The sequence below is a fragment of the Enterococcus sp. AMC1252 genome (genome assembly GCF_058216515.1).
Map to the genome: position 1 here is coordinate 993,729 of NZ_CM177097.1, position 25,883 is coordinate 1,019,611.

At 35.1% G+C, this 25,883-nt stretch carries 26 protein-coding genes; 21 read left to right on the forward strand and 5 right to left on the reverse strand.

All coding sequences use genetic code 11. The features are described from left to right. Position 1: 1 nt before the first annotated feature. The 12 genes from dltC (at position 2) to AC4BB5_RS04665 (ending at position 13,474) form a co-directional block, all read left to right on the forward strand. The gene (gene dltC, locus AC4BB5_RS04610; RefSeq protein ID WP_010760538.1) at positions 2-238 is read left to right on the forward strand and encodes a D-alanine--poly(phosphoribitol) ligase subunit DltC; all 237 of its coding nucleotides are present in this window, start codon (positions 2-4) and stop codon (positions 236-238) included. Beyond that, entirely contained in the window at positions 238-1,506 is a 1,269-nt protein-coding gene (gene dltD, locus AC4BB5_RS04615; RefSeq protein WP_490458213.1) for a D-alanyl-lipoteichoic acid biosynthesis protein DltD, read from the forward strand. The genes dltC and dltD overlap by 1 nt, the downstream gene beginning before the upstream one ends. Before the next feature lie 147 nt (positions 1,507-1,653). Further along, positions 1,654-5,979, forward strand: coding sequence for a SpaA isopeptide-forming pilin-related protein (locus AC4BB5_RS04620; protein ID WP_490458214.1), 4,326 nt, complete (start codon positions 1,654-1,656; stop codon positions 5,977-5,979). Positions 5,980-6,168: 189 nt separating this feature from the next. Next, positions 6,169-7,251: a M42 family metallopeptidase gene (locus AC4BB5_RS04625; protein WP_490458215.1), complete on the forward strand. Its 1,083-nt coding sequence runs from the start codon at positions 6,169-6,171 to the stop codon at positions 7,249-7,251. 20 nt (positions 7,252-7,271) lie between these two features. Then, a complete protein-coding gene (locus AC4BB5_RS04630; protein WP_490458216.1) occupies positions 7,272-8,066 on the forward strand; it encodes a DUF975 family protein in 795 nt (264 codons plus the stop codon). A 186-nt stretch (positions 8,067-8,252) separates the two neighbouring features. Further along, positions 8,253-8,993 (forward strand): MBL fold metallo-hydrolase, encoded by a 741-nt coding sequence (locus AC4BB5_RS04635; RefSeq protein WP_490459027.1) that lies wholly within the window; start codon positions 8,253-8,255, stop codon positions 8,991-8,993. Positions 8,994-9,005: 12 nt separating this feature from the next. Beyond that, positions 9,006-10,010, forward strand: a complete 1,005-nt coding sequence (lplA, locus tag AC4BB5_RS04640; protein ID WP_490458217.1) for a lipoate--protein ligase — start codon at positions 9,006-9,008, stop codon at positions 10,008-10,010. Between the two features lie 202 nt (positions 10,011-10,212). Beyond that, positions 10,213-10,548 (forward strand): PadR family transcriptional regulator, encoded by a 336-nt coding sequence (locus tag AC4BB5_RS04645; protein ID WP_490458218.1) that lies wholly within the window; start codon positions 10,213-10,215, stop codon positions 10,546-10,548. Then, on the forward strand, positions 10,538-10,900 hold the full coding sequence (locus AC4BB5_RS04650; protein ID WP_490459028.1) for a DUF1048 domain-containing protein: 363 nt from the start codon (positions 10,538-10,540) through the stop codon (positions 10,898-10,900). Before AC4BB5_RS04645 ends, AC4BB5_RS04650 begins: the two co-directional genes overlap by 11 nt. Before the next feature lie 268 nt (positions 10,901-11,168). Next, complete coding sequence (locus AC4BB5_RS04655) at positions 11,169-11,849, forward strand: O-methyltransferase (RefSeq protein ID WP_490458219.1); 681 nt, start codon at positions 11,169-11,171, stop codon at positions 11,847-11,849. A 76-nt stretch (positions 11,850-11,925) separates the two neighbouring features. After that, a complete protein-coding gene (locus tag AC4BB5_RS04660) occupies positions 11,926-12,552 on the forward strand; it encodes an endonuclease III domain-containing protein (RefSeq protein WP_490458220.1) in 627 nt (208 codons plus the stop codon). Between the two features lie 142 nt (positions 12,553-12,694). After that, positions 12,695-13,474 (forward strand): alpha/beta hydrolase, encoded by a 780-nt coding sequence (locus tag AC4BB5_RS04665; protein ID WP_490458221.1) that lies wholly within the window; start codon positions 12,695-12,697, stop codon positions 13,472-13,474. A gap of 54 nt (positions 13,475-13,528) precedes the next feature. On the opposite strand, the gene AC4BB5_RS04670 is transcribed toward AC4BB5_RS04665, so the two are convergent. Further along, complete coding sequence (locus tag AC4BB5_RS04670) at positions 13,529-14,221, reverse strand: aspartate/glutamate racemase family protein (protein WP_490458222.1); 693 nt, start codon at positions 14,219-14,221, stop codon at positions 13,529-13,531. 299 nt (positions 14,222-14,520) lie between these two features. On the opposite strand from AC4BB5_RS04670, the gene ahpC reads away from it, so the two are divergent. Both ahpC and AC4BB5_RS04680 read left to right on the forward strand, forming a co-directional pair. Continuing rightward, positions 14,521-15,084 (forward strand): alkyl hydroperoxide reductase subunit C, encoded by a 564-nt coding sequence (ahpC, locus tag AC4BB5_RS04675; protein ID WP_490458223.1) that lies wholly within the window; start codon positions 14,521-14,523, stop codon positions 15,082-15,084. A 96-nt stretch (positions 15,085-15,180) separates the two neighbouring features. Next, positions 15,181-16,869 (forward strand): FAD-dependent oxidoreductase, encoded by a 1,689-nt coding sequence (locus tag AC4BB5_RS04680; protein WP_490458224.1) that lies wholly within the window; start codon positions 15,181-15,183, stop codon positions 16,867-16,869. A gap of 47 nt (positions 16,870-16,916) precedes the next feature. Here the strand turns inward: AC4BB5_RS04680 and AC4BB5_RS04685 are convergent, their stop codons facing one another. Further along, positions 16,917-17,450: a 3'-5' exonuclease gene (locus AC4BB5_RS04685; protein ID WP_490458225.1), complete on the reverse strand. Its 534-nt coding sequence runs from the start codon at positions 17,448-17,450 to the stop codon at positions 16,917-16,919. 146 nt (positions 17,451-17,596) lie between these two features. Beyond that, positions 17,597-18,958, reverse strand: coding sequence for an aminotransferase-like domain-containing protein (locus AC4BB5_RS04690; protein WP_490458226.1), 1,362 nt, complete (start codon positions 18,956-18,958; stop codon positions 17,597-17,599). A 107-nt stretch (positions 18,959-19,065) separates the two neighbouring features. Here AC4BB5_RS04690 and AC4BB5_RS04695 point away from each other — a divergent pair, with 107 nt between their 5' ends. After that, entirely contained in the window at positions 19,066-19,995 is a 930-nt protein-coding gene (locus AC4BB5_RS04695) for a DMT family transporter (RefSeq protein ID WP_490458227.1), read from the forward strand. Next, positions 19,985-20,413, forward strand: a complete 429-nt coding sequence (locus AC4BB5_RS04700) for a GNAT family N-acetyltransferase (protein WP_490458228.1) — start codon at positions 19,985-19,987, stop codon at positions 20,411-20,413. Before AC4BB5_RS04695 ends, AC4BB5_RS04700 begins: the two co-directional genes overlap by 11 nt. 60 nt (positions 20,414-20,473) lie before the next feature. Here the strand turns inward: AC4BB5_RS04700 and AC4BB5_RS04705 are convergent, their stop codons facing one another. Beyond that, positions 20,474-21,229: an exodeoxyribonuclease III gene (locus AC4BB5_RS04705; RefSeq protein WP_490458229.1), complete on the reverse strand. Its 756-nt coding sequence runs from the start codon at positions 21,227-21,229 to the stop codon at positions 20,474-20,476. A gap of 209 nt (positions 21,230-21,438) precedes the next feature. On the opposite strand from AC4BB5_RS04705, the gene AC4BB5_RS04710 reads away from it, so the two are divergent. From AC4BB5_RS04710 to murB, 3 genes are all read left to right on the forward strand, one after another. Continuing rightward, on the forward strand, positions 21,439-22,671 hold the full coding sequence (locus tag AC4BB5_RS04710; RefSeq protein ID WP_490458230.1) for a chloride channel protein: 1,233 nt from the start codon (positions 21,439-21,441) through the stop codon (positions 22,669-22,671). 35 nt (positions 22,672-22,706) lie between these two features. After that, the gene (locus AC4BB5_RS04715) at positions 22,707-23,621 is read left to right on the forward strand and encodes a Gfo/Idh/MocA family protein (protein WP_490458231.1); all 915 of its coding nucleotides are present in this window, start codon (positions 22,707-22,709) and stop codon (positions 23,619-23,621) included. 71 nt (positions 23,622-23,692) lie between these two features. Then, positions 23,693-24,595 (forward strand): UDP-N-acetylmuramate dehydrogenase, encoded by a 903-nt coding sequence (gene murB / locus AC4BB5_RS04720; RefSeq protein WP_490458232.1) that lies wholly within the window; start codon positions 23,693-23,695, stop codon positions 24,593-24,595. Positions 24,596-24,635: 40 nt separating this feature from the next. Here the strand turns inward: murB and cbpA are convergent, their stop codons facing one another. Beyond that, positions 24,636-25,280: a cyclic di-AMP binding protein CbpA gene (cbpA, locus tag AC4BB5_RS04725; protein ID WP_010773267.1), complete on the reverse strand. Its 645-nt coding sequence runs from the start codon at positions 25,278-25,280 to the stop codon at positions 24,636-24,638. 148 nt (positions 25,281-25,428) lie between these two features. On the opposite strand from cbpA, the gene rpmG reads away from it, so the two are divergent. Together rpmG and secE are read left to right on the forward strand one after the other, a co-directional pair. Continuing rightward, positions 25,429-25,581, forward strand: a complete 153-nt coding sequence (gene rpmG, locus AC4BB5_RS04730) for a 50S ribosomal protein L33 (protein WP_010760564.1) — start codon at positions 25,429-25,431, stop codon at positions 25,579-25,581. A gap of 17 nt (positions 25,582-25,598) precedes the next feature. Then, positions 25,599-25,769, forward strand: a complete 171-nt coding sequence (gene secE, locus AC4BB5_RS04735; protein WP_086312065.1) for a preprotein translocase subunit SecE — start codon at positions 25,599-25,601, stop codon at positions 25,767-25,769. Positions 25,770-25,883: the final 114 nt, after the last annotated feature.

Consider the following 25,883-nt stretch of genomic DNA (forward strand, 5'->3'; position numbering starts at 1 on the left):
CATGAACATAGAAGAAACAGTTTTAGATATTTTAGAAGAAATTGCAGGTACAGATGAAGTGAAAGAAAATAGAGATGTCGATTTATTTGAAGAAGGTTTGATGGATTCATTAGCAACAGTTCAGTTATTAGTTGAAATCGATGGACAATTAGGTGTACAAGTACCAGTTTCAGAATTTGACCGCGATTTATGGAACACACCAAATAAAGTTATCGAACAAGTGAAAGCATTACAATAATGAGCATGAAGAAAAAACTCTTTGGAATCTTTGGACCGATCTTGATCTCTGCGGTTCTACTAGTCATTTTTTTCTTTGCACCGTTTAAAATGGATATGGGTAGCAAACGTGTTTTGGCAAATGCATCCACTTCTATGGCAACGAATGTGCTTAGAGGAAATGCCATTAAAAATAAAGCGATTGGTTCAAAGGAATACATTCCATTTTTTGGTTCATCCGAACTCAGCCGAATCAGTCCGTTTCATCCTTCTGTTTTAGCAGACAAATATGATCGGAGCTATCGTCCATTTTTATTAGGAGCACCAGGGACGCAGTCTTTAACGCAGGCTTTGATGATGCAATCTATGGGCGATAATCTTTCTCACAAGAAAGTAGTCTTTATTATTTCACCACAATGGTTTGTAAAAGGGGGAGTAACGAATGATTATTTCAATGCTTATTATTCTGAACTGCAAACCTATCAGTGGGTCAGTGACTTAGAAAAAGTAACGGTAGACGATATTTATCTGGCAAAACGCTTAATGGATTTTCCAAAAGTGAAAGAAGATAAGCGTTTGGATCATGCTTTGAAAGACATTATTTCTGGTCAATTACCAAGTAAATCTGATACGCATTATATCGACTTGATGATCAATATGTTTTCGCGAGAAGATGAATTATTTGGCAAAATTGGTATGGTAAGCAAAGAAAAAGCGATTGAAAAAGCCGAAAAACCTTTACCAACTATTTATAATGCCAATGAACTAGATCAACTTGCAGTTAAAATAGGTCAGGAAGCAACGAGTAATAATTCGTTTGAGATTTCTAATCAATTTTATAATAAACGACTAAAAAAGAAACTGAATCGTTTGGAAAATTCGCAAAAAGATCTGGATTATCGTTTCTCTCCTGAATTTTCTGATTTACAGCTTGTGCTAAGTCAATTGGCGCAAGATAATGCTGAAGTATTGTTTATCATTCCGCCAGTAAATAAGCATTGGTCAGACTTTACAGGACTTTCTCAAGAGAAGCTGCAAGAATTTGCAAAAAAAGTTAAGTATCAATTGACCAGTCAAGGATTTACTAATATTGCGGATTTTACAAAAGATTGTGATACCCAATATTTTATGGCTGATACGATTCATTTAGGTTGGCGAGGCTGGCTCGCTGCTGACAAACGAATTCAGCCGTTTCTTGAAAAAGATTCGACTAAAAAGCCAAGTTATAAACTTGACCCATCTTTTTATTCAAAAGAATGGCAGCAAAAAGAACCAAAAAACATAAAATAATGAAAAACATAACTGTTTTTAAGCAGTTGTGTTTTTTTATTTAATTTAAATTAAATAAAAATGTGATTTTCACTATTATAATTTTTTTATTATGGTAAAATGATGATAGTTGTATGTTTTTTTTAATAAATTGAGAAGAGGGTATAAATGAAAAGACAGAAATTTTGGATAGTGATGGTATTGTTTTTTATGGTTGCTAACTGTTTGATCCCTGTTGTTAGTCTTGCTGAAACGTTGGTCCCGGAAGAAACTTTGGAAACCACGATGGATAATCCAACAAGTGAGACATTGAGCAATGAAATTTCTTCAGAAAATATGGCTGCAAGCGGATTTTCAACAGATGCTACAACGGAAAAGTCGACTGAATATGCAGAAGTAGCTACAAGTACGGATGCATCAAAAGAATTAGTAGAAAGCTCATCTGCTGAGGACCTGATTAGACCAGCTCAAGTAAAAGTAAACCAAACTGAGAATCTAGTAACAAGTGTTACGTTGACTGATTCTAAAGGAGCAGAGTTCAATACAACAACTAATCGACCTCAAAGACAAGCACCATTGAAGTTGACATTACAAGTTGGAGCGGAAAATCAAACAATTCAAACTGGAACATATGAGTATCAATTACCAGCAGATATAGCGATTTCAAACAACATATCTGGAAAATTAGCGACAGTCGGAAATTGGACTATCGATACGACCGGAAAACTTACCATCATTTTTAATGAAACCGTAGTCAATGGAAAATATCAAATCGATATTGAAACAAGTTTTATTGCATATAGTGATGATAGTGACTTACTTAAAACGGTTGTTTTTCCTTTAGCAAACAATCAGGAAAAACAATACGAAATTTTATTTAAACTATCAGGCGAAGCAAGCCTTAGTCTAAATAAAAATAAAAATTTCAATACAGATCTCGTGTCGACAGAAATAAAAACCAATATCAATCGAGAAACAATCCAACCAAATCAAAAAATAATAGTCAAAAATACAATCAACAAAAAAGGGTCAAACCAAAATGAAGATGCATCACCTTACATTAATATTCAAAATTTGAAAGTCTTCGAACAAGATGTCTCGATGGGGGGCAAGTTGATTGGTGAACCTGTTCTATTAGGGAGCGGAGAATACACTCTGCAACAAAACGATGCTAATTTGGAAGTCATCTTAAATAAAGAGACAAACAAAGCCGTGATTCTTACGTATGAATCAGTTATTGAAGAAAATTCAATCGTGAATGAAGAGTTGTATCATCTGAGAACTGAGGCAACTATTTATGGAACATCTCTTTCAAATTATGTTTACTTTCAGTATAATCATAATCCTCACATAACCAAAAAAGGTGAGTACAATGTCAAAACGAACACGATAGTTTGGACAATTGACTATAATACAGACAATACCGAGCTGACTCAAGGAAGTAAATTTACTGATATCCTCAAGGATGAAGTTGCCAACGATTTAACTTTTTCAAATCTAAAAATTTATTATTTATATGTTTATGGCACTAATTCAATCAGCCAAGGTGGTTTTGCACCTACAAGTCATTGGGATACAAGTGGATTTGGTCAATATACAACAGATTATACTTATACCAATAGTGAAAGCCCAACATCAACGCAAGCATATCGATTTGTCTATGAAACTGCTGTTCAAAATCCAAGCCCGCGTGTGATCGAAAATCAAGCTTCTGATACATTAGGAAGTGATGAGGCAAAAATCAATTTAGCACCGTCAAATATTTCTAAAATACTGGAAGAAGATTCTTTAGATATGACGGATGGAACAGTAGATTGGTCAATTGTCATCAATAATAAACACTGGGGAATGCAGTTCAATAAAATCATTGATGCGTTTGGTGAACGAGTAAAAGAGTTGGTGGATGGGTCCGCTGATTTTTATTATTATGTTAAAGGCGATGACAAAACAAAACACCCGTTAGTTTTAGGCCAAGATTATACGATCAAGAAAACAAGTTCCGGTTTTACAGTGGATATGTTAGGTGTTCACAGTGGCGTCACAACGAATAAATATATTTTTACGTATACAAGTAAGTTTGATAATACAGATGTCAATGTAGGGGATGAACTAAGTAATAAGGTCTCTCTAGCAGGTAATGGAAATATTCCGATGGAAGCGTCAGCGACATTTAATATTCCTAGCTTTTTGGTTGGAGGCGGTAAGAAAAATGTGGTGTATGCTAATACGGCTGGACTATTTACTTGGACGATTGGAATCAATGAAGAACGACATAAATATAAAAATCTTATATTAGATGATGAAATAGAGTCGATTCAAACATTAGATAAAGACTCGATCGAAATTCTCGAGCTGGATAAGATTATCAATGAAAATGGTAAGGAAGTTGTTCTGACAGGTGAGGCAATAAAGCCTGGAGATGCCCGTTACCCAACAGTTATGGAAATCAAAGATAATCATATTCATTTAGAATTTTCGAACATTGGAAACAAAAAAGTAGCAATCCGATATAAAACAGCACCAAGTGAAGCACCTGTTTCCGATTACTACACTAAATTTACGAATATAGCTAAAATCAGTGATGAAAAGGATTATCAACACGAGCTGATGGCAGAAGAAACTGTTGCTTTAGGCATTAATACTTACAAAGTAGGCCGAGTGTCAACAGCAGATAATAAACTTGCCAATTGGTATGTTCGAACGAATATCATGCCAGAAAATCGTCCATATAAAAATTTAGTTTTAGAAGACAGCTTTACACTAAGTGATTCATCGAAAGCTGAAAACACAAATTTTGTTATAGGAAATGATGCTTTTATTGTAAGAGACTTAGTCACTAATAAGGCTCTCAGTTTAGGTGAAGACTATGAAATAACCTTTACTTATGACACTGATCAAAGTCCGGCAGGGACACTTTTGAAAAATTATGAGACGAATTACTTTAAAATCACATTTAAAAAGGAAACTCGAGGCGTTTCTGTAGAGTATCAAACAGTTACAACGAAATCAGCAAACGTACTTAATACAGCTGTTTTTTCAAATAATAAGGCAATAAAAAGAGACTGGTCAACGGTAAATCATACTGTTACAAGCGGTTCAGGTTCTGGAAAAGGTGTGGGACAGATCCCGTTGAAAAAAATTGATGCACGTACACGACAACCTTTAAAAGGAGCAGTTTTTGAACTATTTGATAAAGAAAGCAATCAATCATTAGGATTAAAGGTAACATCTGATCAAGATGGTAATACCGCTTTTAAATCAGTGGCTGAAGGTGAGTATTTGATCAAAGAAATTACGGCTCCAAATGGGTATAAATTATCTGATGAGTATCAAAAAGGGAAACTGTTATCAACAAAATCAGATGATGATATAAACGATCCAAATTATGTCACTGTTGTTGAAAATGAGCCAATTATTACAACTGGAACAATAGAACTAAAAAAAGCTAATCCCAAAGGAGATGCTTTACCAGATGCCAAGTTCATTTTATCTCGTAATAATCAGGAAGAAAAATTCTACCAGATAGATGAACAAGAAAAAGTAAAATGGACGAGTGATCAAAAACAAGCTCACGTATTCAACACAAATGAACAAGGCTTGATTACTGTTGCTGATTTGATTGAAGGCGAATACGCATTTACAGAAATGGAAGCACCCACGGGTTATCAGCTGGATCAAAAACCTGTTTCGCTAACACTAACAAAAGCGTTGATCGAATCAGAAACAGCCGCCACAGAAACCAAAGTCAACCAATTATTGACAGGAACCATCCATGTGAAAAAAATCGATAAGGAAACAAAACAAGCCCTTAGCGGAGCGGAATTCACACTTGTTTCTAAACTGAACCAATTCAAAGCGACAACAAATGAAAATGGTGAAGCAGTGTTTGAAAAAGTACCGCAAGATACTTATACATTAACGGAGACAAAAGCCCCGAGTGGTTATCATCTGGAAGGGTATGAGGAAGCTATTACGATCGATCCAGAGCATTTGAGTGTTGTGTTAACTGTAGAAAATGAGCATATAATGGGAGAGATTTTATTCCAGCATGTGGATACAAAAGGCAATACGATCGATGAAGATGGTTTATTAAAGGGAAGAGTTGGCACAAAACAAACCGTTAAAGCAAAAGAAATCAAAGGCTATCGCTTTAAAGAGGTGCAAAAACCAACACCTCAATTAAGAAATAGGATAGATCCACTAGTTGGAATAGATGAAGTCATGTTTACAGAAGCTCCACAAAAAATTATCTACGTCTATGAGAAAGAATCTGTACCACCTATCATTGACCCTAAAGTACCAAAAGAAAATACTAAAGTGAAAACAAGCGGTAACAATTTCCCAAAAACATCTGCAGTTGTTAAGAAAAAACTACCGAGAACAAATGAACAGGTTGAAAACTGGTACACTGTTTTAGGAAATAGTTTGATTATCAGCTTTCTGGGGTATTACGTTATTTATTACTTCAGAAAAAAACAATTAGATAAAAGATAATTTCTTAGAGAAGGCAAAAAAGTGATAGAGAATACCCAGTAAATGGGCATTCTTTATCACTTTTACTTTTGACCTTTTCCATACACAGTTAATTTTTCAAGAGTGTTAAGAAGTGATATAATATGATTAATGTTAATTGGGTTGGAGCAGGTCGAGCCCGCTACGCTTTTAAATTTAGGAGGGAATATTTTGGATCAAAAAGAAGAACGTTTGTTAATAGATTTGACCAATGCTAAAGGAGTACCTGGCAATGAAGGAGAAGTCAGAGAGATATTTAAAAAATACGCAGAACCTTTTGCAGATAAAATCATGTATGACGGTTTAGGTAGTATTATTGCCAAACGTGTCGGCGACAAAGAAGGACCAAAAGTCTTCTTCTCAGGACACTTAGACGAAGTTGGTTTTATGGTGACACAAATCACAGAAAAAGGGTTTATTAAATTTCAAACACTTGGCGGTTGGTGGGGACAAGTAATGCTAGCACAACAAGTTCAAATCAAAACAGGTAAAGGTGAACTATTTCATGGTGTGATCGGTTCAAAACCACCACATGTATTGACAGCGGAAGCTAGAAAACAACCTTACGATGTAGCGGATATGTTTATCGACATTGGTGCATCGAGTGACAAACAAGTTGCTGAATGGGGCATCAAACCAGGCGATATGATCACCCCTTATATTGAATATCGTCGGATGAATGGGACGAAATTTATGTTAGCCAAAGCTTGGGATAATCGTATTGGTACGGCAGTATCGTTAAGAGTGTTAGAAAATCTAGCAGCAGAGGGACATCGGAATATCTTATTTGCTGGTAGCGATGTGCAAGAAGAAGTTGGCTTACGTGGTGCGCAAACAAGTACGTATTTAGTTGACCCAGATATTGCTTTTGCCCTTGATACTGGAACAGCAGGAGATACACCAGGCATGACGCCAAAAGAAGCTGATTCTGAATTAGGAAAAGGTCCTCAAATCTTGATTTTCGATGCATCGATGATTCCACACAAAAAATTACGTGATTTTGTGATTCAAGTGGCGGAAGAAAATAATATTCCTTTCCAATATACTGTGATCACAGGTGGTGGAACTGATGCTGGCAGAATGCATCTAACTAGAAATGGCATACCATCACTAGCAATCACAGTTCCTGTACGTTATTTACATTCTCATACATCAATAATTCATGAAGATGATTATTTAAATACTGTCAAATTAGTTACAGAAGTTGTGAAGCGCTTAGACAAAGAAACTGTCGATAAGCTTCGCAGTTATTAAATCAAAAGGAGAAATTTTAAATGAAAAGTCAAATTACGAATGGGATGCATCGAGAACAAGCTCGAATATCATTAAAAGATCAATGGGGAACAATGGCTTGGATTACTTTTTTAGCCGCATTGATCACTATGTTGATTGGTGCAGTGGTATCGATGATTGTAAGAGTACCAGAAGATAGTGCTACAGGAAATATTATCTCGTTTTTACTGAATAACTTCATTTTCTTTGCAATCACATATGCAACTTATTATTGTGCATTAGAAGTACTAAGAGGAAGAAAAGTGGATGCAAGTATGTTAGGTATCATGTTTCAAGGAAAATTCTATATTCCAATGTTATTGATCAACCTTATTCAAGCAATCATTGGTGCGTTACTGAACTTAATTATACTATTACCGATTCTTTTAACTTCTGGAGTGGCTTTATACTTTAGTATGATGGTTAATAAAATTCCATTGAAAGAAATTCAAGGAGAAGCTACTGTAAATGTAACAGTGGCTTTGATGATTCTTTTATTTACTGTATTAGCGGCTTTCATAGGCGTTTTTGTCAGTGGTGTTTTTCAATTCGCTGTTTGGGTAAAAATCGATGATAGTACATTACCAGTTGGAGATACAATCAAATATGCGTTAGCTCTAATGAAAGGTCGTTTTGGGCAATATTTCTTATTACAATTATCTTTCATTGGCTGGTTTTTCATTGGTATATTAACCTTCGGGATTGGTTTATTATGGGTGATTCCTTATCATAATGTGGCTATCGCAAGTTTTTACGATACAGCTCGTGAAGAAAAAAGTACACCTGTAATAAATTAATTAGAGAGTTAGAAAAGCAGAGCAGTCTTTAATTAGATTTGTTCTGTTTTTTATTATGTGTACAAATCTTTGGTTATTAGTAAGTTTAAAAAATAACTAGTTTTAATTTTGAAGTATAAATAATTATCTGCATTTTCCTTTTTTATGTTACCATTAAGTGAAGACGAATCAAGGAGGTCGATGGAGTTGAAAATAACCGTTTTAGGCTGTTTAGGTGCTTATCCTTATAAAGGAGAAGGAACCAGTTCTTACTTGCTAGAATCAAATGGTTTTAAGCTATTGTTAGATGCTGGAAGCACAACCTTAATCAATTTAGAAGAGCATCTTGATCCTTTAGCATTAGATGCAGTAATTTTGTCTCATTATCATTATGATCATATCGCAGATCTGGGTGTGTTGCAGTACTATCGCCAATTATATCCGGTAATGGAACCGACACCTGTTTTACCGATTTACGGACATACGGATGATCCTGTGCATTTTCAAGCGTTGAATATGCCTGAAGTGTCTAAAGCAGTTCCCTATTTTGAAGCAGAAGAGTTAAAATTAGGCCCTTTTCTCATAACCTTCATGAAAACGATCCATCCTGTACCTTGTTACGCGATGCGTTTTGTAGAAGCAAAGACTGGGAAAGTGTTTGTCTTCACAGGTGATTCTGGCTATCTAGAAAGTTTTATTGAGTTTACGAAGGATGCGGATGTTTTTTTAGCCGACACTTATCTATTTGAAGGAAATGAAAACCATCATGCCCATTTCACTTCAAAAGAATCAGGGGAAATTGCAAAAGCAGCTCAAGTCAAAAATCTTATTTTAACCCATTTACCACAACATGGATCATTAGAAGAGCTGAGAAGACAAGCTGAAAAAGCCGCTGGTAACCAAGTATCCGTTAGTTTAGCAGAGAAAAATTTAGTTATTCAAATTTAAGGAGTGGTAAATGTGATTTTTGTACCCAATGACAACAACGACCCAAGAGTCAACTTAGCGATAGAAACGTATTTATTGAAAGAAAAACCTTTGGATGAACCGATTCTTTTGTTTTACATCAATGATCCATCGATCATTATCGGTCGTAATCAAAATACGATTGAAGAGATCAACAAAGAATATGTAGATGATCATGGGATTCATGTTGTTCGCCGTTTAAGTGGTGGTGGCGCTGTTTATCATGATCATGGGAACTTGAACTTTAGTTTTATTATGCCAGATGATGGTAATTCTTTCCGCGACTTTGCGAAAGTGACACAACCGATCATTCAAGCATTACATGAGCTAGGTGTTTCTGGTGCTGAATTAAAAGGGCGTAACGATTTAGTGATTGATGGAATGAAGTTCTCTGGAAATGCGATGTACGCAACGGCTGGACGGATGTTTGCTCACGGTACCTTAATGTTTGATAGTGATATCGATGAAGTAGTCAATACACTAAAAGTTCGTAAAGATAAAATCGAATCTAAAGGGATTAAATCTGTTCGTTCTCGTGTAACAAATATCAAGCCATTTCTACCAGCAGATAAACAAGATATGACGACAGAAGAATTTCGTGAAGATATCTTGCTGAAAATTTTTGGTGTCGATTCAGTGGATCAAGTAAAAACATATGAACTAACAGATGAAGATTGGGAAAAAATCAACAAGATCTCAGACGAATATTATCGTAATTGGGATTGGAATTATGGAAAATCACCAGCTTTTAACTTGGAGCGTCATCAGCGTTTCCCAATTGGTTCCATTGATGCTCAGATGAATGTGGAAGATGGAGAAATCAAAGAAATCAAGATCTTTGGAGATTTCTTTGGATTAGGTGAAATCAAAGATGTAGAAGACATTTTGACGGGTACTAAATATGAAAAATCAGCTCTTGAAGAGGCTGTAGCTAAGATCGATATTAAAAAGTATTTTGGTAACATTGAAAAAGAAGAGTTGGTTGGCTTACTTTATTAGAAGCAGAATAAAAAGCACCTGTCGTAAAACTAGAAAATAGTTTTGCGACAGGTGCTTTTTTCAAGAGTAACTACCTAGTAAAACAAAGTAGTTGACATTCTATCTACTAAGTTATACTATATACCTGTACTTAATACTACTTAGTAGTAGAGTGAGCCAAACAAGTCTAAAGTATTCTAAGAAAGAATAGGTGATGAGAATTATGAACGGGACAACAGAAATGCTCAAGGGCGTTTTAGAAGGAGTTATTCTGGAAATTATCAATCGGCACGAAACATATGGCTATGAAATAACGAATAATTTACAAGAATATGGGTTTGAGGATATCGTTGAAGGAACGGTCTATACGATTCTTTTACGTTTAGAAAAAAAGAACTTAGTTACCGTCACAAAGAAAAAATCCGCTGTTGGGCCAATGCGCAAATTTTATTCGTTAAATAAAGAAGGGCGAGAAGAACTTGCAATATTTTGGCAACGCTGGGCATTTATTTCAGGTCAAATCGAAAGATTAAAGGAGGGAACAGATGATGAAAAATAAAAATGTCATCAATTATTTCAAACAAGTTCACGCAGATAAGGTAGAATACAATAAACAAATGGCTCGTTTAAAGGAACTTCCTTCTGAGTATCAAATCGTTTACAAAGAAGTTCAAAAATTTTTATGGGAATTTACCGCAGGCGATGGGATGGACATGCTGCCACCGATGTTGGAACTATTAGACTTTTTTGAAGAAGGTGCTGCAAATAATATACCCGTATTACAATTGGTCGGAGAAGATGTCGGGTCATTTGCTGAAAATACCTTGCATGAAATGCAAGCGAAAACACGGATCAACGAATTAAAAAGAAAAATGAATGAACGAATTGCTAAAAAGATTAGTAAAGAATAAAGCTGTATTAGTGAAAAAACAAAAATTATTTTTTGACATCATATCCTTCAATTCGTATAATAGAAGAGTGAATTTTTCTCAATTTTAAATCTGATGTAAAAATAAGTTTAAGACCACTTATACAGAGAACCAGGGATATTCCTTGTACTGTTTAACATCAGCTCAAAAATTATTCGCTGTGATTCACAGCAAAGTCATTCTGCGACGAGTAACCGCAGGAGCAAAGTCATTCTGCGACGAGTAACCGCAGGAGCAAAGGAGCAATAACATGCGAAACGAAATGATGCATCGACCAGTGGTGAAACAAGAGCTCGTTGATTTTATGCGAAATAAACAAAAAAAAATTCAAGGTGAACTGGGTGAAATCGAAGCAGAAGCAAACGAGGCAGGAGTACCGATCATACCTCATGAAACCGTTGTATTTTTGCAGTTTTTCTTAGATCAAATCAAACCCAAGAATATTTTAGAAATTGGAACTGCAATCGGTTTTTCTTCTAGCTTGATGGCACAATATGTGGGTGAAGATGGGCATGTCACTACGATCGATCGATTCGATGTGATGATCAGAAAAGCTAAGGTAACATATGAGCGTCTAGGATTAAGTGATAAAGTCACGCTATTGGAAGGTCAGGCAGCGGAAATTTTACCGACATTAGAGGGGCCTTATGATTTTATCTTTATGGATAGTGCTAAATCCAAATATATCGAATTTTTACCGGAATGTTTACGTTTGTTACGTGTTGGCGGCGTATTAATGGTGGATGATGTTTTTCAAGCGGGAACGATTTTAGACCCAATCGAAGAGATTCCACGTAGTCAAAGAACGATCCATAGAAAGTTGAATCAATTTTTAGATACAGTCATGACCCATCCAGATTTGACTTCAACATTATTACCCTTAGGTGATGGTGTGATCATGATCAAAAAAGAAAAAGAAATAACTGAATAAAAATAACAAGGCTTGGGTCAAGATTTAATTATGTTGATCTAAGTTTTTTTATGCCATAATAAAGGAGTGGAGAAAGATGAAAAGTGATAACAAAAAACTGCAAGTGCTGAATAGTTTAGTAGCACATTATGGTTTCCAATACTGGTGGGAAGATACTAATCGTATAGCAGATTGGGTTTCAATGATTCTGATCCAGCAAACGACTGAAAAGAATGCTCATAAGGCGTTAGGCAATTTAGCACCTCATCTAACAGTGGAAAAACTTCAGGAGATCAAGTTGGAAACCTTGCAAGAACTAATCCGACCAGCAGGTTTTTTTAAACAAAAAAGTAACTATATCAAAGAATTAATCAATTGGTTTATTTCTCATGGGGGAGATTTTGATAAATTCTTGACATACTCAACCGATGAACTTAGAAAAGAGCTGCTGACAATCAAGGGCGTCGGCTCAGAAACAGCTGATGCGATGTTACTTTATATTTTTGAACGAAACGTGTTTATTGCAGACCAATACGCGATTCGTTTATTTAACCGTTTAGGTTTTGGTCCATATAAGACTTACGAAGAAATGCGGAAAGACTTTATTCATTTGACCGAAGGAGTCCCTCATGATTTATGTAAAGAATGGCATGCAACGATTGATGTTCATGGTAAACATTTTGGCAAAGACAAGAATATGGATGAAACGTTTTTGATTTCTTAAACATGTGTTTATTTTGTGTTTAGTCTTTATTTAAGTTTCAAGGTGTAAATTTTTTCAAGATAGGAGAAGAATGCCATGAAGAATAATAAAAACATAAAAGGAACGCTTCCTAAAAATACTTTTGATTGTAGGTGTAGTTCTGATGCTCTTTCTTTTATTTCAAAAAAGTTTAACGGCATTTGCTGAAAAATTTAAACAAAAAAGTGAACCTTTGGAAATTCAAACGCCAACAATTTTTGTTCCAGGAACGAATGGAACGGTGAATCGTTTCAATGGATTGATCAAGGCATTAGATCCTAAAACTGATGTGCTGAAAGTTACCGTAGCAACAGATGATACGGTAACTTCCAGAGGAAAGCTGACAAGTTCAGCGCAACATCCTATCGTCGTGATTGCATTTAAAGATAGTAGTAACGAAACTTTACCTATTCAAGGAAAATGGTATCAACTAGCACTGAGTTATATTCAAAAAAAATACTCATTTGAAACATACAACTACTTGGGTCATTCTAATGGTGGGTTAGTGATTACTTCGTATCTGGAAGAATTTCAGCAGCCTGAAGATCCTAAATTGGCTAAATTGATAACGCTGGGAACCCCCTATAATGATACCTCAAAAAAATACAATGCGGCGACCACATCATTTACTCAAGTAAAGGAAATAGGAGAGCTACTTCAAAACTATTTAGAAAATAAGAAAAATATCCCAGATATGATTGAAATGCTGAATATTGCTGGAGAAGTTGGGGAGACAGCTTCAGATAATATAGTTCCTGTACAAAGTGTATTTTCTGGTCGGTATATTTATCAGAATCAAGTATCTGACTATCAGGAAATACTGATTAAAGGTAAAGCAAGCAGTCATAGTGAACTAGTTGAAAATGTAGAAGTAATAAACGTGCTAAAAGAATTTTTCTGGTAAAACCCAAAAAGAAATAAAGTAAAAGCGGATGACTTTTACTTTATTTCTTTTAATTTAGTCGTCTAAAGAATGCAAAGCCGCTTGTATAGCATGGATTTTAGTTGTATCAAAAATTGGAATCGCCGTGTCACTTTGTGAAATCAGCATACCGATTTCCGTGCAACCTAAAATAACCCCATCAGCGCCTTGCTGACTTAACTTACTTACAACATCTATATAAAACTGCTTAGAAGCATCTGTAACTTTTCCCAAACACAGTTCTTCATAGATAATAGTACTGATTCGTTCGCGATCTTCTTGATCTGGAATTATGACATCGATTCCACTATCTTCAATAATTTGTTTATAAAAATCTTCTTCCATGGTAAATTTTGTACCAAGCAGGCCGACCTTTCTTACATTCTTGCATTTTAATTCAGCGGCGGTCATTTTAGCAATATGAAGAATTGGAATCGTGATTTTTTGTTGGATCGTGTCAGCAACTTTATGCATAGTATTGGTACATATAACGATGTAATCCGCACCTGCTTTTTCCAAAGAAAAGCAAGCATTTGCTAAGAGCTCACCACTTTTATCCCATTGGTTTGAAAATTGATATGTTTCGATTTCTTGAAAATCAACGCTAAATAAAATGCATTTAGCAGAATGTAATCCGCCTAGTTCAGTTTTGATTGTTTCATTGATCAATCTATAGTAGTCAACCGAACTTTCCCAACTCATACCACCTAATAATCCGATTGTTTTCATCTTGACGCGCTCCAATTCTTATTTTTGTGTTAAGTATACCAGATTAATAATGGACTGACATGGATTGAATTGTATTTATTACAGTGTGTCTGTTAAATTAAAGGATCTTTAAATAGAAAATTTTCACCTTATTGAGAATGAAAGAGTCATTTTCTCAAAGAGAGGACGAAAATACCAAAAATAAAATAACTAAACTATAATAATTCTATTGACATAATAATTTTAAATTGATACGCTAAGAGTGTAGAAAAAATGATTAGCTGTAAGGGCTATCTTTTAAAATTTAGGAGGAATTATACATGAATTTGATTAACACAAAACTATTAGACTTTGAATGTGATGCATACCAAGATGGAGACTTTATCAAAGTATCAACAGCAGACGTATTAGGTAAATGGAGTATTTTCTTCTTCTATCCAGCTGACTTTTCATTTGTATGTCCAACAGAACTTGGCGACATGCAAGATCACTATGATCATTTAAAAGAGTTGAATTGTGAAGTTTACTCAGTATCTGAAGATAGCCACTTTGTTCATAAAGCGTGGGCTGATGCGACAGATACGATCGGTAAAATCAAATATCCTATGTTAGCTGATCCAAGTGGCAAAATTGCTCGTTTCTTCGGCGTTTTAAATGAAGATTTAGGTCAAGCATATCGTGGAACATTTATTGTTAGCCCAGAAGGCGAAATCAAATCATACGAAATCAATGACATGGGAATCGGCCGTAACGCAGATGAGCTAGTTCGTAAATTAGAAGCTTCTCAATTTGTAGCAGAACATGGCGATAAAGTTTGTCCAGCAAACTGGAAACCAGGCGAAGAAACAATTGCGCCTAGTTTAGACTTAGTTGGTAAAATCTAAACATTCTAATAAGTAACTATAAGACTTCCTTATTTGGGGAGTCTTTCTTAAAATTTTCAGACTGAAAACAATGAATTTTATAAAAGGAGAACAGATATGAGCCAAGAAATTTATGATTTGATCGTGATCGGCGGCGGTTCAGCGGCTTTATCAGCAGGTATTTATGCTGGACGTGCGATGTTAGACACATTAATTATTGAAAAGGACAAGATTGGTGGGCAAGTTACAACAACATCTGAAATCGTGAACTATCCTGCAATCCGAGCAACAACAGGACCTGAATTGATGGAGGATATGCGTTTACAAGCGTTAGATTTTGGTGTTGAATTTGCAACAGACGAAATTATTGATGTTGATTTAAGCCAAACAGTAAAAACTGTCAAGTCTGCAACAAAAACCTATCAAGCATACGCTGTGATTATCGCAACTGGTGCTTCCGCTCGAAAAATCGGTTTCCCAGGTGAAGTTGAATTTACGGGGCGCGGAATTGCGTACTGTTCAACATGTGATGGTGAATTCTTCCAAGGCCTAGATATTTTCGTACTTGGTGGTGGCTATGCAGCAGCAGAGGAAGCAGTTTATTTAACTCGTTATGGTAAATCAGTGACGATGATCATTCGAGAACCTGATTTTACATGCGCAAAACTAACAGCAGAAGCAGCCAAACAACATCCAGACATCAAAATCGTCTACAATACAGAAGTCAAAGAAATCACTGGAGATGACTTTGTTCGTAAAGCTGTTTTTGTTAATAATGAAACTGGTGAAGAAACAACATATGAAGCGCCAGCAGATAGCACTTTTGGGATGTTTGTTTTTGCTGGAAATAAACCAAGCACAGAAATTTTTGAAGGCAAAGTCGAGTTAGATCGCGGCTATGTACCGACAAATGAAAATATGGAAACCAATGTTCCTGGCGTTTATGCAGCGGGAGATTTACGTATCAAAGAATTACGCCAAATCGTGACGGCTGTTGCAGATGGTGCAATCGCTGCAACGAATGCACAAAAATATGTAACAGAAGAAAAAACAAAAGCCGGTTTGCCAATCGTCAATGAACGTATGGAAAAACGCTTAGCAAAACAACATGCTGAAAATAAAGAAATACAACCAAAAGCAGAAAAGAAAACTGCTAAAGCAACTAGCGGAAATAACACATGGTTCCCTGATGCAATGAGAGAGCAACTAGGCGGTATTTTCGGAAAATTAACAAAAAATGTAACCTTATTACAGGTTATGGATAGTAGTGAAGAAAAATCACTTGAATTGAACTCTTTCTTAACTGAGTTTGCCTCATTAAGTGATAAAATTCTTTTGGAAACCGTTCAAAAAGGTGCTGATTCTGACGTAGAAGCTAAATATGGTATTGATAAGTTACCAAGTGTGGTAGTTTTAAACGATCAAGGCGAATACACAGGAATCAAATTTAGTGGCATTCCAAGTGGTCATGAAGTTAACTCAATTGTTTTAGCTGTTTATAATGTTGGAAGTGCTGGACAACCGATAGAAGAGCCGGTCGTGAACAAAATCAAAGAACTACCAAAGAAAAAAGTACAGATTTTCGTTTCATTGACTTGTCACTACTGCCCAGATGTTGTAGCAGCGTGTCAGCGAATTGCTTCAATCAATCATAATGTTGAAGCTGAAATGATCGATATTGGTGTGTTTCCAGAATTGAAGACAGAGAAGAAAATCATGAGCGTTCCAGCAATGATCATTGATGATAAAAACATCGTTTTTGGTTCTAAAAATATGGATGAAATCGTTGAGATTTTAGAAAAATAAAGAAAAGCCGAATCAAAAGAACAAGTTGTTCTTGATTCGGCTTTTCTTTATTTTATTGTAACTAATTTTTTCAATGGCTCAACACCAAAATGTTTCTCTTGATACAGCAGAATTTCAGCACAAGCTCGGCTATCTTCTAAAGCATCGTGGTGATTGTTCAATTGAATATCTAGGTTATCACAAATCGTGTTTAGCTTATGATTAGGTAATTCTGGAAATAACTTACGGCTTGTTTTCACTGTACAAAGTGAAAGATAATTTGGTTGATCAATGCCATAATAATCCAAACAACCAGCTAAAACACCACAGTCAAAAGGGGCATTGTGAGCAACAACTAAACTATTCGGTTTAAAACAAGACTGGATCTGTTTCCAAACATCAGGAAACTTAGGTGCATCCGCCACATCTTCCGGTTTGATTCCATGAATCTGGATATTTTTCCAGAAAAAATCTGTTTCTGGCTTGATCAGTGAGTAGTATTCATCAACGATTCGGTTATTTTCTACTTTTACTAAAGCAACAGAACAAGCGCTATGTTTAGCGTAACTGGCTGTTTCAAAGTCTATGGAATAAAAATTCATGTTCATTATCCCTTTCAGTTCAAAATTAATTCATACATGTAGTATAACAAAATCTTGGATATTTGGTAAGTGCAATAGAAAAAAATTAATGGAAACTAAACAAAAAACGCATAGTTAAAATGCTAAATGTTTTGATTTTGTTTCGTTTACGTGATTCTTGTTTTTAGAATCATTTGTTTTTGGATCTCATCCATTAAGAGCGTAGCACCCGAATGAATCATGGATAAATTAATCGTTGCCAGTTCAATCATCAAACTATTTTCTCGTTTAGATTTAGGTAGTAATAAATAATTAGCGTCCGCTTTTTTTAGTAAAACACCCTTACTTTTGAGCGCTTTGATTAGAGAATCAACTTGAATCACTGGAGGCAATAAAAGGTGGGTTTTCATCGCTAGCGGAGGGGCTATGTCAATGCATTTAGCTAAAGGATGTTGTTGGACAGATTGATTAAATGCAGTGGCTTTTTCAAAGTAAGCATTACGAACATTTTTCAAATGATAATCATACATTCCGCTGTTGATATAAATCTCCAACGCGCCTTGCGAAAACATAGAGCTATCAATATCTGCGCACTTTTTAAACTGAAAAAAAGTAGTTTTTAGTGCAGGAGGTAAGACAACAACTCCAATACGAAGACCGGGAAAAATAATCTTTGAAAAACTTTTTAGATAAATGGTTTTGTTATAGATATCATTTGTAAAAATAGGGTCATTTTTATTATCCAAATCAAAATCGGCTAAGTAATCATCTTCAAGGAGATAAACATCATATTTCCTTGCTAGTTGAATAAGCATCAGCTTTTCTTGCTTGGTATAAGAGACTCCTAAAGGGTTGTGAAATCTAGGCGTAGTGTAAAAAAATTTTATGGATTCTTCTTTAAATAAGCGTTCTAACTCATCAAAATCTAGACCTTTACTTGTTCTTTGGATACTAAATACTGGCAAGTGATAGACTTTGAGTAATTCAATCAGTAGTGAATAGGAAGGTTCCTCTATTAAAATAGCAGTTTTATTATTTGGAAAAGGCATTTGGCAAAGAATGTTGAGTGCCTGTTGGATTCCAGACGTGATATACATGCATTCTGGATCCGCAAATATTTGTGTATTTTCAAGCTGTATCTTGAGGGTTTTAATAAGTTCTGGTAACCCTTGAGCAGTACCATAGAGAAATAATTCATTTTGATAAGTATCGATTGCTCGATTGAAACAATGTTGAAAATCGTTGATAGGGAAAAGTTGTCGATTTGGTGATGAGCTTGAAAAATCATAAACGGTATCTAGTATTTTGGGTTCTTCTAGTTGTTTTTGAACCACGAAGTAACCACTTTTTTCTTTAGCATATATAAAATGTTCAAGTTCTAGTTTTTTTAAAGCTTGCGTCACAGTCTGCTTACTGCAATTATATTGATTAGCTAATTTTCGAACTGCTGGAAGCTTTTGACCGGCGACTAGTTGATCGGATTGGATTTTTTTTACTAAATCATTAGAGATAGTTAAATATTTAAACATACAAACTCCTTTTTTGTCCTAGGACAGATGAGGATTTCTTGTATTGTAGCAGAAAAAAATCTTTACTACAATACAAGTAGTTAATAATGAAAGGAGAATTAATCGTTATGTCCGGAATAAAAAAAGCTTATTTAGCTGCCGCAGTACAAATTATCATAACGGGCTTTTCATTCATGTTTGTTAAAATCACCTTAAAAACACTTTCGCCCATAGATATACTGATGTATCGATTTTTCTTTGCGTGGCTAGTGGCATCAATTCCTATTTTACTGAAAAAAGTTCAGTTTAAAGTAACGGTTGCAGATGTAAAAAACATTTTTCCATTAGCTTTGTTTTATCCAATTTTATTTTTTGCGTTTCAAGTTTTTGGTTTAGCTTTTTCATCTTCATCTGAGGCTGGTATTATTCAAGCGACTGTCCCAATTTTTACGATGATATTAGCGGGAATTATATTGAAAGAAAGAACAACCGCACTGCAAAGAGTTAGCATTTTATTATCTATCGTAGGGATAGTTTATATTTCTCTCATGAATAGTAAAGATGCACTAAGTTTTTCAATTTTAGGAACAAGTCTACTGATTTTTTCAGCACTATCCAATGCATTCTATAGTGTTTTTGCTAGAAAGCTAACGAAAGACTATTCATTTTACATGTTAACTTATGTTATGACATTTATAGGTTTTGTTATTTTTTCAATCATGTCGGTTAGTGTACGGATAGTTTCTGGGATATCTCTAGATTATATAACGCCCTTAAAATCACCACTTTTCTTTATAGGTATTTTATATTTAGGAGTACTGTCTTCATTTGTTAGTTCACTACTGTCAAATTATGCTCTTTCAAAAATTGAAGCATCTAAAATAAGTGTTTTGGCTAACTTAACACCAGTCATCACCACTTTAGCAGGTGTTTTTGTTTTGAATGAGACGTTGAAAAGTTATCATATAATAGGGATATTTGTAACATTGATCGGAGTAATTGGTGCTACTACATTTGGAAATAGAAAAACAAAAAAAGAGGAGACTTATGAAGTATAAAGTTGAGACTAGTAAAAAATATATTCAAGGAATACAAATTTTAAATGTGTTAAAAAAAGCTGGTATGGGAACTAAATCACCTGAATTGCATCAAAAAGCGTTTGAAAACAGCTATAAAATCATCCTAATTTTTGATATGCAGAATAATGAATTGATTGGTTGTGGTCGCCTCATATCTGACGGCTGTTATCAAGCAGCAGCTTATGATATTGCAATTGATCCAGAATTTCAAGGTCTTGGTCTTGGAAGAGTAATATTAGAAGAGTTGCTAAAAAATATGGAAAAAATCAATGTCATACTTTACGCAAGTCCAGGTAAAGAAGGCTTTTATGAAAAATTTGGTTTTCGTTTAGGAAAAACGTCGATGGTCAAATTTGTTAATCAAGATAGAATGAAAGAAAACGGATATACGAAGTAGCAAATTTAGATAGAAAAAAGGAACGGACATCAAATCGATGAAACGTTCCTTTTTTCTACTTTAAATAGTCAAATCAACTTCAACTGGGCAATGGTCGCTTCCAGTAATTTCAGTATGGATCTTGGCACTTGTTAAAGCTTCTTTCAATCCATCAGAAACGACAAAGTAATCGATTCTCCATCCAGCATTATTTTTCCGAGCATTGAAACGATAACTCCACCAAGAATAAACACCTTCTTGATCTGGATAAAAATGGCGATACGTATCGATAAATCCACTATCTAATAATTCTGTGAACTTCCCACGTTCCTCAGGTGTAAACCCAGCATTTTTTTGATTTGTTTTCCAGTTTTTTAAATCGATATTTTGATGAGCGACGTTTAAATCACCACAAAGAATCACAGGTTTTTCTTTACTTAACTCATTTAAGTATTCTCGAAAAGCATCTTCCCAAGTCATACGGTAGTCTAATCGTTTTAGTTCATTTTGTGAATTAGGTGTATAGCATGTGATCATAAAAAAGGTTGGATACTCTAAAGTAATCAAACGACCTTCTTGATCGTGTTCTTCAAATCCCATGCCGTAACGTACGCTCATTGCTTCTTCTTTTGCAAAAATTGCAGTGCCAGAATAGCCCTTTTTTTCAGCATAATTCCAATACTGATAGTAACCAGGTAACTCCAAGTCGATTTGACCTTCTTGCAGTTTTGTTTCTTGTAAGCAGAAAAAATCTGCATCTAATTCATTGAAAACTTCCATAAAGTTCTTCTTAACAACGGCACGTAAGCCGTTGACATTCCAGGATATACATTTCATCTTGAGGACCTCCTTTGAAATTGGCAACATTTAGCAAGACTTTAGAATAGTTTAACATACATAATCTAGATTTTGCTATTCTATGTCAACTTTCTGAATCAAATCAACGAGTAGCATTTTTGTATTCAGGTATTTAGATTTATGATAAAGTTATAGGAAAAGAAGAAGCTAACTATTTAAATTTCTTTGTACTGAAAGGATCTATAAAATTGAATGCAAAAGAGATTGGTTTATTGATTTATGGAATTATACTAAGCAGTGTTATAAGTGTTATGTCTTTTATTTTTTTAAGACTGGAGGGAATAGGTTCTGAATTACTGTGGAATCTAGTTTCTCCTAATAACCACTTTCGAGTACTATATATTTTAGGCGTTACTTTAATTGGTGGTTTTCTGTTAGGTTTTTATCGATCAAAATGGGGGAATTTGCCACATACAGTTCATGATTCAGTTACAGAATTAAAACAAAGAAAAACGCTAGATTATAGCAGTGTGTTCCGTAGCTTGTTGATTGCACTTATCGTCTTGATTTTTGGCGCAGGTGTGGGACCAGAAGCGGGATTACTAAGTGCGGTTATTTATTTTTCGGTCTGGCAAGCAGACAAGCTACGCTATTATTACTTTAACTATAGCGAGTTGAAAAGCTTATCTATTCAAGAGAAAGCAATACGTTTGTTCAATCCCAAAAAGTATTTACTTACCTATAATGAAAAAAGAGCTGTAAATGAAGGACAAAAGTTGAAAAAAAGGTTTTTTTACCTGTTGTTTATTATTAATGGTTTAATCACTTTTTTTCTTTTGATGAAAATGACGGGCCAACCTTCATTTGTTTCTAAAATGGGTGATTCTAAATGGATATGGCAAGATTTGTGGTTAGGTTTACCGTTGATTATTTTTGGGGTATTATTTGGACAAGCGTATCATCTGATTACTAACTATTTAAAGAAACGCTTAGATTTTTGGCAAGAGTTTCCGATTCGTAAAGCGTTGATAGGTTCAGTAGCTATTTTTTTAATAGGTATTTTTCTGCCTAATTTACTTTTTTCTGGACAACTATCACTTTCACTTGCGCCATTTATTGGAAGCCAAGCTTCATTCTTAGTTTTGACGCTGGTTGCACTGATCAAATTATTATTCTTGCAAATATGTCTGAATACAGGTTGGATCGGTGGGGATATCTTTCCCATTGTGTTTTCTGCGATCATTCAAGGATTTGCTGTATCACAGTTATTTCCTCAAACGGATCGCTTATTGATTGTTGCAATTGTGAGCACTAGTATTGCTATAGCAATCATAAAGGCACCATTACCAGTTGGGGTCTTTATGCTGTTATTCTTCCCATTAAATCTAAGTCCGATTATTTTAGCTACAGCTGCTATTTTACTTATAGCCCAAAAAATATCCAATGATTTAATCCAAAAGAAAACAGTTAGTCAAAAATGAAGTGAAAAATAATGTGTTGAACTAGGAGGATTTTTATGAAGATAGGCGTTATCGGTCTTGGAAATATTGCACAAAAAGCCTATTTACCTGTGTATGCAAAACTAAGAGATCAAGCAACATTTATACTCTCTACACGAAATGAACAAACCCGCAAAGAAATCAGCGAAAAATACGGTTTTAGCGAAATGGTCGCTTCAACAGAAGAGTTGATTCAAACAGGGATAGGAGCTTGTTTTGTCCATGCAGCAACCAAAGTACATGCTCAAGTGGTAAAGCAATTGCTGGAAGCAGGTATCCATGTGTTTGTCGACAAACCCTTAAGTGAAAACTTAGCAGAAGTCAGAGAAATACAAGCCTTAGCAGCAGAAAAAAATCTCCTGTTGATGGTCGGCTTTAATCGTCGTTTTGCGCCATTTGTAGAAGAATTAAAAGCTGTTGAAAATAAAAATATGCTCTTGATCCAAAAAAATCGAGTTTCTTCAGAATATACAGCTAATTTTGTGATCTACGATCTGTTTTTACATGTAGCTGACACACTTGTTTACTTGCTTGATGATGATATTCGACATGTTCAAACAAAAATCATCGAGGAAAATAATTTGCTGAAAAGAGCATTGCTTCACATTGAAACAGAATCAACAACAGCAATCGCCTCAATGAATCTTTACGCTGGTGCAAATACGGAAACCTATCAGCTAACAAGTCCAGAGGGAACTTTAGTTTTAGAAAATCTAACGGACTTGACAATCAAAAGTCAGCAAGCGATTCAACAAAAAACGTTTAGCGATTGGACAACAACTTTAGAAAAACGTGGTTTTGAGCAGATGGTGGAAGCGTTTGTCAAAGCAGTTCAAACTAATGATGGGGCTCTTTTAAAACAAGAAAAGGTTTTTACCAGTCATGAGCTTTGCGCTCAGATGCTACGTAAGCATCAAGAACATATTTTATAGACTCAGACTAGAAAGTTTCTCTTTGGCATGCTAGAATAAATAGGATGTTTGAAAGAAAGGAACGACTTTCGATGAATAAAATTGAAATGATGAATGAACTAGCGGATATAACGTTATTATTTGATGAACCTTTGATGAATTTTACCTTTACTAAAACGGGTGGCCCAGTAGATGTTTTAGCTTTTCCAAAATCCAAAGGTGAAGTAACTACTTTAGTCGAATACTGCAGAAATCATGAAATCCCTTGGCTTGTTCTAGGAAATGCGAGTAATTTAATTGTACGAGATGGTGGTATTCGTGGAATGGTGATCATGTTGGAACATATGAAGCAAATCTCTGTTTCTAAAAACCAGATCATCGTTGAAGCTGGGGCAAAATTGATCGATACAACATATGTTGCTTTAGATCATGATTTGACGGGCTTTGAATTTGCTTGTGGGATTCCTGGGAGTATTGGCGGAGCAGTTTACATGAATGCAGGAGCCTACGGTGGAGAGATCAAAGATGTTTTCACAAGTGTTGATGTATTGTTGGAAGATGGAACGATCCAAACTTTTACTAATGAGGAAATGGCATTTTCTTATCGTCATAGTGCGATTCAAGACAGGCACTGTATTGTGTTAGAAGCGACTTTTTCTTTAGAAGAAGGAGAAAATAGTGTAATCAAGGGTCAAATGGTTGAATTGACTGAGCTTAGAGAGGCAAAACAACCATTAGAATATCCATCTTGCGGTAGTGTCTTTAAACGACCAGAAGGACATTTTACTGGGAAACTGATTCAAGATGCAGGGTTGCAGGGATTGAAATGGGGCGGTGCTCAAATTTCAGAAAAACATGCAGGTTTTATTGTAAATATCGATCAGGCTACAGCGACAGATTATGTGGAATTGATAGCCCATATCCAGCAAGTGATCAAAGAAAAGTTTGGTGTTGTATTAGAAACAGAAGTCCGTATTATTGGTGAAGAACGATAAAAAAGAAGCCTTTCAAATTGGAAGGCTTCTTTTTAGAACTTTATTCAGCATTTGCTTGCAAATCTTCGATCTCAACAACTTTAAGATTCTTACGTTCTAAATTCTCAACAATCACAGCACAGGTCTCTTCAGTTGTTTCTGCTGGTAAAGTAATCAAGGTACGACGGATAAATTCATCCTCACCGATATCTAGTGTAATACAGCTAGCAATACTGCTGTGCTTGGCGATAATCTTCGTCATCGCAGCTAGATCTCCTTGTTTACCTGTTGTCGCAATTGTCAAAACATAACTTCCACGTTGAATATTCCAAGACTGAGCAAGAATATTCAATAACGTACTATGGGTTAAAATTCCATAAAAATAATTGTTTTCATCCAAGACAGCAATGTAAGGTAATTCTTTGATCGTAAAGAAAACTTTGAAGAATGATGTGTTCACGAAAATAAATTTTGTCGCATTTTTTAATAAATAAGTAACTGGTAAATTCATGTCTCCGCCGTTTGCTTTGTGGCGGTAGATGTGCATTTTATAAATATTTCCTCTAAAAATCTTTTCCGATTCATCTAAGATCGGCACACAACGATATCCTGAATCTTCAAGGATTTTCAAAGCCTCTTCTAAAGTGCATGATTCATTGACAGTTGTAAGATTTTTCTTTTTGATAACAACGGATTTTAATAACATATTTTGACCCCCCGTAGGTTAAATTCATCTGACAAGCTAATGATAACATAATTTGAAAGAAAACCATAGTTTATTGAGTATCCATTGACATTTTGCAGAAAGAATGATAATGTTATTGAGTAAATTTGCGAATAGAGGAGGTTGAACAATGGCAACAAAAAAATCAGCACTTGCTTGTTCAGATTGTGGCTCCAGAAACTATTCTAAAGCCGTCAGTGAAGGAAAACGTGGAGAGCGGTTAGAAATCAAAAAATTCTGTAAATACTGTCAAAAATACACGTTACATAAAGAGACGAAATAGAAAATGGAGGAGTTCAAATGAAATTTTTACGTAGTGTTAAAGATGAGATGAAACAAGTTACTTGGCCATCGAAAAAACAATTACGCAAAGACACGTTGGTTGTTATCGAAACATCCATTATTTTTGCAGCATTATTCTTTGTAATGGATACAGTGATCCAAAAAGCTTTTGCGTTGATTCTTAAATAATTCAAACTAGTATTTCAGCGCAAATAGTGCTATAATAACGAGTGAGGAAAAACTTCGGGGAACTGAGGTTTTTTTATTTTCACATGAAAAAAAGAAGCTGAGTGCAAGGAATTC

What these genes read in the sequence shown, in the direction of transcription:
- AC4BB5_RS04695 (WP_490458227.1), top strand. Translation starts at nt 19,066, where the DNA reads ATGTCCGGAATAAAAAAAGCTTATTTAGCTGCCGCAGTACAAATTATC.
- AC4BB5_RS04700 (WP_490458228.1), top strand. Translation starts at nt 19,985, where the DNA reads ATGAAGTATAAAGTTGAGACTAGTAAAAAATATATTCAAGGAATACAA.
- dltD (WP_490458213.1), top strand. Translation starts at nt 238, where the DNA reads ATGAGCATGAAGAAAAAACTCTTTGGAATCTTTGGACCGATCTTGATC.
- AC4BB5_RS04705 (WP_490458229.1), bottom strand. Translation starts at nt 21,229, where the DNA reads ATGAAATGTATATCCTGGAATGTCAACGGCTTACGTGCCGTTGTTAAG.
- AC4BB5_RS04715 (WP_490458231.1), top strand. Translation starts at nt 22,707, where the DNA reads ATGAAGATAGGCGTTATCGGTCTTGGAAATATTGCACAAAAAGCCTAT.
- AC4BB5_RS04650 (WP_490459028.1), top strand. Translation starts at nt 10,538, where the DNA reads ATGAAAAATAAAAATGTCATCAATTATTTCAAACAAGTTCACGCAGAT.
- AC4BB5_RS04645 (WP_490458218.1), top strand. Translation starts at nt 10,213, where the DNA reads ATGAACGGGACAACAGAAATGCTCAAGGGCGTTTTAGAAGGAGTTATT.
- AC4BB5_RS04685 (WP_490458225.1), bottom strand. Translation starts at nt 17,450, where the DNA reads ATGAATTTTTATTCCATAGACTTTGAAACAGCCAGTTACGCTAAACAT.
- AC4BB5_RS04690 (WP_490458226.1), bottom strand. Translation starts at nt 18,958, where the DNA reads ATGTTTAAATATTTAACTATCTCTAATGATTTAGTAAAAAAAATCCAA.
- AC4BB5_RS04655 (WP_490458219.1), top strand. Translation starts at nt 11,169, where the DNA reads ATGCGAAACGAAATGATGCATCGACCAGTGGTGAAACAAGAGCTCGTT.
- ahpC (WP_490458223.1), top strand. Translation starts at nt 14,521, where the DNA reads ATGAATTTGATTAACACAAAACTATTAGACTTTGAATGTGATGCATAC.
- secE (WP_086312065.1), top strand. Translation starts at nt 25,599, where the DNA reads ATGAAATTTTTACGTAGTGTTAAAGATGAGATGAAACAAGTTACTTGG.
- AC4BB5_RS04620 (WP_490458214.1), top strand. Translation starts at nt 1,654, where the DNA reads ATGAAAAGACAGAAATTTTGGATAGTGATGGTATTGTTTTTTATGGTT.
- AC4BB5_RS04680 (WP_490458224.1), top strand. Translation starts at nt 15,181, where the DNA reads ATGAGCCAAGAAATTTATGATTTGATCGTGATCGGCGGCGGTTCAGCG.
- rpmG (WP_010760564.1), top strand. Translation starts at nt 25,429, where the DNA reads ATGGCAACAAAAAAATCAGCACTTGCTTGTTCAGATTGTGGCTCCAGA.
- AC4BB5_RS04630 (WP_490458216.1), top strand. Translation starts at nt 7,272, where the DNA reads ATGAAAAGTCAAATTACGAATGGGATGCATCGAGAACAAGCTCGAATA.
- AC4BB5_RS04665 (WP_490458221.1), top strand. Translation starts at nt 12,695, where the DNA reads ATGCTCTTTCTTTTATTTCAAAAAAGTTTAACGGCATTTGCTGAAAAA.
- cbpA (WP_010773267.1), bottom strand. Translation starts at nt 25,280, where the DNA reads ATGTTATTAAAATCCGTTGTTATCAAAAAGAAAAATCTTACAACTGTC.
- dltC (WP_010760538.1), top strand. Translation starts at nt 2, where the DNA reads ATGAACATAGAAGAAACAGTTTTAGATATTTTAGAAGAAATTGCAGGT.
- AC4BB5_RS04670 (WP_490458222.1), bottom strand. Translation starts at nt 14,221, where the DNA reads ATGAAAACAATCGGATTATTAGGTGGTATGAGTTGGGAAAGTTCGGTT.
- murB (WP_490458232.1), top strand. Translation starts at nt 23,693, where the DNA reads ATGAATAAAATTGAAATGATGAATGAACTAGCGGATATAACGTTATTA.
- AC4BB5_RS04660 (WP_490458220.1), top strand. Translation starts at nt 11,926, where the DNA reads ATGAAAAGTGATAACAAAAAACTGCAAGTGCTGAATAGTTTAGTAGCA.